This is a genomic window from Cupriavidus sp. 01L46, from assembly GCF_056399905.1.
On the sequence record NZ_JBFTSF010000374.1, the window covers coordinates 1 to 5414 of the forward strand.

The 5414-nt window shown below is 68.6% G+C and carries 3 protein-coding genes and 1 other RNA gene; 3 read left to right on the top strand and 1 reads right to left on the bottom strand.

Annotated elements, in window-relative coordinates:
* On the top strand, nt 1–988 hold a 988-nt coding region (locus tag AC1DS3_RS34615; protein WP_477128954.1), incomplete at its 5' end, for a PD-(D/E)XK nuclease family protein.
* 184 nt (nt 989–1172) lie between these two features.
* On the opposite strand, the gene ffs is transcribed toward AC1DS3_RS34615, so the two are convergent.
* An RNA gene (gene ffs / locus AC1DS3_RS34620) (signal recognition particle sRNA small type) lies at nt 1173–1271 on the bottom strand.
* 116 nt (nt 1272–1387) lie between these two features.
* Between ffs and AC1DS3_RS34625 the strand changes: the two genes are divergently transcribed.
* Together AC1DS3_RS34625 and AC1DS3_RS34630 are read left to right on the top strand one after the other, a co-directional pair.
* Complete coding sequence (locus AC1DS3_RS34625) at nt 1388–3898, top strand: adenosylcobalamin-dependent ribonucleoside-diphosphate reductase (protein WP_477128955.1); 2511 nt, start codon at nt 1388–1390, stop codon at nt 3896–3898.
* 93 nt (nt 3899–3991) lie between these two features.
* A partial coding sequence (locus AC1DS3_RS34630) for a DNA polymerase III subunit gamma/tau (RefSeq protein WP_477128956.1) occupies nt 3992–5414 on the top strand: 1423 nt, incomplete at its 3' end.

Sequence of the window (5414 nt, forward strand, 5' to 3'; positions counted from 1 at the left end):
GTCCTCGGCCGTGCCGGTGCATTTTTCCGCCTATGGCAAGCGCAGCACGCGCGGGCTCGCTCGCGCGCCGTTGTTCGAGGCTGAGGCCGCCTTGGCGGAGCGCGAGAATTGGAACCTGCTCTATGTGGCGATGACGCGTGCGCGCCAGGGGTTGCTGGTGAGCGGCGTCAAGGGGCGCGCATCGCGCAGCGCCGATAGCGCCGAGGGCAACCGCGAGATCGCCGGCAGCTGGTATGCGCGGCTGCTTGCGGCCGGCGTCGGCGTGGAAGTCGAGCCCTTTCCGGCGGCCACCGCGCAGGACGTGGCGGATGCCACCGCCAGCAATGATGCGCGCGTGCGCTTTACCGATTTTCGCCAGCGTTACCGTGAAGCGGCCGAGAGCCTGGCGCCGGTGCTGGCGTGGGAAGACGAGGAAGCGGAGCAGGGCGCTGCCCCCGGTGAGGATGGCGGCCATACCATCGTGTTCGATGCCGACGCGGCGCGCCATGGCGAGCTGCTGCATGCGCTGCTCGAACGCGTGACACGCTATCCGGAGGCGTTCGAGGGCTTGCCCACGCCCGAGGTGGTGATGCGCTGGTTCCCGCTGGCGGGCGCCGGCACGGCGCAGGCGCGCACGCTGTGGCGGGACCAGGCGCATGCCGCGGTCGAAGGCGCGCGGCTGATGCTGGAAGCGCCGGCATTGCGGCCGTTGCTGTTCCCGCAGGCCGCGCTCAGCGCCCGCAACGAGGTCGAGCTTTACGACGCGCGCGGCCGCCTGCTGCGGATCGACCGCCTGGTGGAGTTTGCCGATCGGGTGGTGATCATCGATTACAAGCTGCGCCTGCTGCCGCAGGAGCACGCGGCCTACGCGCAGCAGCTCGCGGGCTATGTGGCAGCGGTCAGGCCGATGTTCCCCGGGCGGCGGGTCGAGGCCGGCGTGGCCACGGCCGACGGAGAGTGGATTGCGGCGGATGCGCTGCAAACGTCGCGCCAGGGCGCGCTGTTCTAAGCGAGCCCTGGATCATGAAAAACGGGAGGGCATTGCGTGGATGCGGATTCAGCGAGGCCTTGCCGAGCACTATGCTATCGGCGGCCTGATGCGCAGACTTGAAGAAAGCGCGATGATGCTAGGGGATGTTACTGCTGGATAGCTGCGGCTGGATACCTGCGGAATACAGCTAGGGGGATGTTAGGGGGACGAGCCTGACCCTCGGCACTGGCGGAAAACGGCTGTGGCTGCTTCGTTCCCGACCTGACCAGGTTGACCGCGCCACCATGCGAGGAGGCCCGTCCGGTCGGCATTGTAACCCAGAGCGTGCGGGTCCGGCGGTTTTCCGCGAAATTGATTGCGTAAATTGATTGAGTCGCTTGATTGAGCCATGCAACCTAGACACCTGCGAGATCCACGATGAATGCCAAAGACCAGATGCTCCGCGCCACGCTGCCGCCCCAGGACGTCTCCACGGAAGTCCTGCTGGAGAAGTACGCCAAGGGTGAGGAGGCGAGCGCCGCCGACGTGCGCCAGCGGGTGGCGCGCGCGCTGGCCGAGGCAGAGCCCGAGGCGCAGCGCGCGCAATGGGCAGAGCGCTTCCTGTGGGCGCAGGAGCAGGGCTTCGTGCCGGCCGGGCGCATCAACTCGGCGGCGGGCACGCGCATCGAGGCCACGCTGATCAACTGCTTCGTGCAGCCGGTGGGCGATTCCGTGTCAGAGGTGCGTGACGGCAAGCCGAGCATCTACGCCGCGGTGGCGCAAGCGGCCGAGACCATGCGCCGCGGCGGCGGCGTGGGCTACGATTTCTCCGCGATCCGCCCGGCCGGGGCGCTGGTGAGGGGCACGCACTCGCGCGCTTCGGGGCCTGTGTCGTTCATGAAGGTGTTCGATGCCTCCTGCGCCACGGTGGAATCCGCCGGTTCGCGCCGTGGCGCGCAGATGGGCGTGCTGCGCTGCGACCACCCGGATATCGAGACCTTCATCCACGCCAAGGACCGCGGCGACCTGACCAACTTCAATATCTCGATCGGCGTCAGCGATGACTTCATGCGCGCAGTCGAGGCCGATGGCGAGGTCGAGCTGGTGCACGAGGCCGAGCCCGCGGCGGAAACCATCGCCGCGGGCGCTTACCGGCGCGATGACGGCCAGTGGGCCTATCGCCGTGTGCCGGCGCGCCAGTTGTGGGATCAGGTGATGCAGGCTACCTACGACCATGCGGAACCGGGCATCTTGTTTCTGTCGCACATCAATGACGACAACAATCTCTATTACTGCGAGCGCATCGAGGCCACCAATCCCTGCGCGGAGCAGCCGCTGCCGTCCTATGGCTGCTGCGACCTCGGCTCGATCGACCTGACCCGTTTCGTGCGCCAGCCCTTCGGCACGGACAGCCGCTTTGATTTCGAGGCCTTCGCCGAGGTGGTGCGGCTGGCGGTGCGCATGCTCGACAACGTGCTCGACGTCACCTACTGGCCGTTGCCGGAGCAGCAGGCCGAGGCGCATGCCAAGCGGCGCATTGGCCTGGGCTTCCTCGGGCTGGGCAGCGCGCTGGTGATGCTGGGCATCCGCTATGACGCCGAGGCGGGGCGCGCGCTGGCCGCACGCATCGCGCAGGCCCTGCGCGACACTGCCTACCTGACATCGGCCGGGCTGGCGCGGGAAAAGGGCGCCTTCCCCCTCTTCAAGGCCGAGGCCTACCTGGCCAGCGGCTTCGCGCGGCGCCTGCCGCCGGCGGTGCGTGACGCCATCGGCCGCGACGGCATCCGCAACTCGCACCTGCTGTCGATCGCCCCGACCGGCACCATCACGCTGGCGTTCGCCGACAACGCGTCGAACGGCATCGAGCCCGCTTTCTCGTGGACCTACAACCGCAAAAAGCGCATGGCGGACGATAGCTACAAGGTGTTCGAGGTGGCGGATCATGCCTGGCGCCTTTATCGCCACCTCGGCGGCGACATGGCGCAGTTGCCTGACAGTTTTGTCACGGCGCTGCAGATGTCGGCGCTCGATCATATGAAGATGCTCGAGGCGGTCCAGCCCTATATCGACACCAGCATCAGCAAGACGGTGAACGTGCCGGAGGACTATCMATACGAGGCCTTCCGCAACCTTTACCTGGAAGCCTGGCGCGCCGGGCTGAAGGGGCTTGCCACCTACCGCCCCAATAGCGTGCTGGGCGCGGTGCTGTCGGTGACGCCGCCGCCGGCCGGCGCCCCGGCTGCACCCGCCACGGCCGCTGTGACGGACGACCCGCTGCGCAAGCCATTCGCGAGCCRTCCCGTGGGCGACCTCGAAGGGGTGACGTCCAAGGTCGAGTACATGACCTATGAGGGGCACAAGACGGTCTACCTGACGGTCAATTTCATGCGCGTGGCCGGCCTGCTCGACGGCAAGCCGGTGGCCGTGGAGCGTCCGGTGGAGTTTTTCATGCCGGCCGGGCAGCGCAACGACGGCCAGCAGTGGATCACGTCCACCATGCGCCTGCTGTCGATGGTGGCCCGCTCCGGGGGCTCGATCGCCAAGGCACTGGCCGACATGCGCAGCGTCGTATGGGATAAGGGCACGGTGCGCTATGGCACGCTGGCGCGCCAGGACGGCACCGAGGTGCCGCGCTTCCACGATTCCGAGGTGGCGGCGATCGGGTACGCCCTGCAGCGCATCCTGATCAAGCGGGGTTTCCTCGATGCGGAGGGTGTCCAAGTGCCGGTGGCGGCGCTTGCCGCCCGCCTGGCCGGGCTGGAAGGGCTCGGCGGGGGTGCCGTCGACAGTGTGGGCGCGGCCCCTGTCGCTGGTGGCGCCGGCACGCCGGCCGCCGGGATGGGGCTGGGCTCGGGCAAGACTTGCCCGGAGTGCGGCGCCCATGCCCTGCACAAGGTCGATGGCTGCGCCAAGTGCGCCAACTGCGGGTATGTCGGGGAATGTGGCTAGGGGCCTGGGGCGCAGGGCAACGCACCTGGCCACCATGTGAAGCGGGCGTGAATCCCGCCTGAAGGACGGCTGCCTTTTGCTACAATCGCCGCCATGAGTTATCAAGTGCTAGCGCGCAAATGGCGCCCCCGGGATTTCACCACGCTGGTCGGCCAGGAGCACGTGGTCCGCGCGCTCACGCACGCGCTGGAACAACAGCGGCTGCACCATGCCTACCTGTTTACCGGTACGCGGGGCGTCGGCAAGACCACGTTGTCCCGGATTCTCGCCAAGGCGCTGAATTGCATCGGGCCGGACGGCACGGGTGACATCACCGCGCAGCCTTGCGGGGTGTGCAAGGCCTGCACCGAGATCGATAGCGGGCGTTTCGTCGACTATATCGAGATGGACGCGGCCTCCAACCGCGGTGTCGACGAAATGGCGTCACTGCTGGACAAGGCGGTGTACGCACCCACGGCGGGGCGCTTCAAGGTCTACATGATCGACGAAGTGCACATGCTGACCAACCACGCCTTCAACGCCATGCTGAAGACGCTGGAAGAGCCGCCCGCGCACGTCAAGTTCATCCTGGCTACCACCGATCCGCAGAAGATCCCGGTCACGGTGCTGTCGCGCTGCCTGCAGTTCAACCTCAAGCAGATGCCGCCGGGCCATATCGTCAGCCACCTTGACCACGTGCTGGGCGAGGAGGGCATCGTGCGCGAGCCCAACGCGCTGCGCCTGCTGGCCCAGGCCGCCCACGGCTCGATGCGCGACGCGCTGTCGCTGACCGACCAGGCCATCGCCTACAGCGCCGGCCAGGTGTCCGAGGCCGCCGTGCGCGGCATGCTGGGCGCGATCGATCAGAGCTACCTGGTGCAGCTGCTGGATGCGCTGGCCGCCGAAGACGGCACCGCCATGCTGGCGGTGGCGGATGGCATGGCGGATCGCAGCCTGTCGTTCGCCGGTGCCTTGCAGGACCTGGCCTCGCTGCTGCACAAGATCGCGTTGGCGCAGGCGGTGCCCGCCTCGGTCCAGGAAGAATGGCCGGAAGCCGCGGAAGTGCGCCGCTTCGCCGCCGCCTTCGACGCGCAGGAAGTGCAGCTGTTCTACCAGATCGCCAACCTTGGCCGCAGTGAACTGGCGCTGGCGCCCGACGAGTATGCGGGCTTCACCATGACGCTGCTGCGCATGCTGGCGTTCCGCCCGTCGGCCAGCCCCACACCTGCGGTGGCGCAGGGTGGCGGCCAACAGGTGCCGCGCGCACGCGGTGCCGCTGCGCCGGCGGCCCGGGTTGCGGCAGATGCGGCCGCCGCCAGCGCCGCCGTGGCGCCTGTTGCTCCGAGCTTGCGTGCGGCCGCGCCGAGGCCGGCCGCCGATCCCTCGCCAGTCCAGGCACAACAACCAGCGCCGGCTCCGATGCCGGCAGCACCGGCAAGGATGCTGGGCCCGGCTCCAGCATCCGTCGCTCCTGCGGCCGTCGAGCCGGCTGCCGCTCCCGCCGCCGGGGCGCCGATGTCGCCGGCCCGTGCCGCGC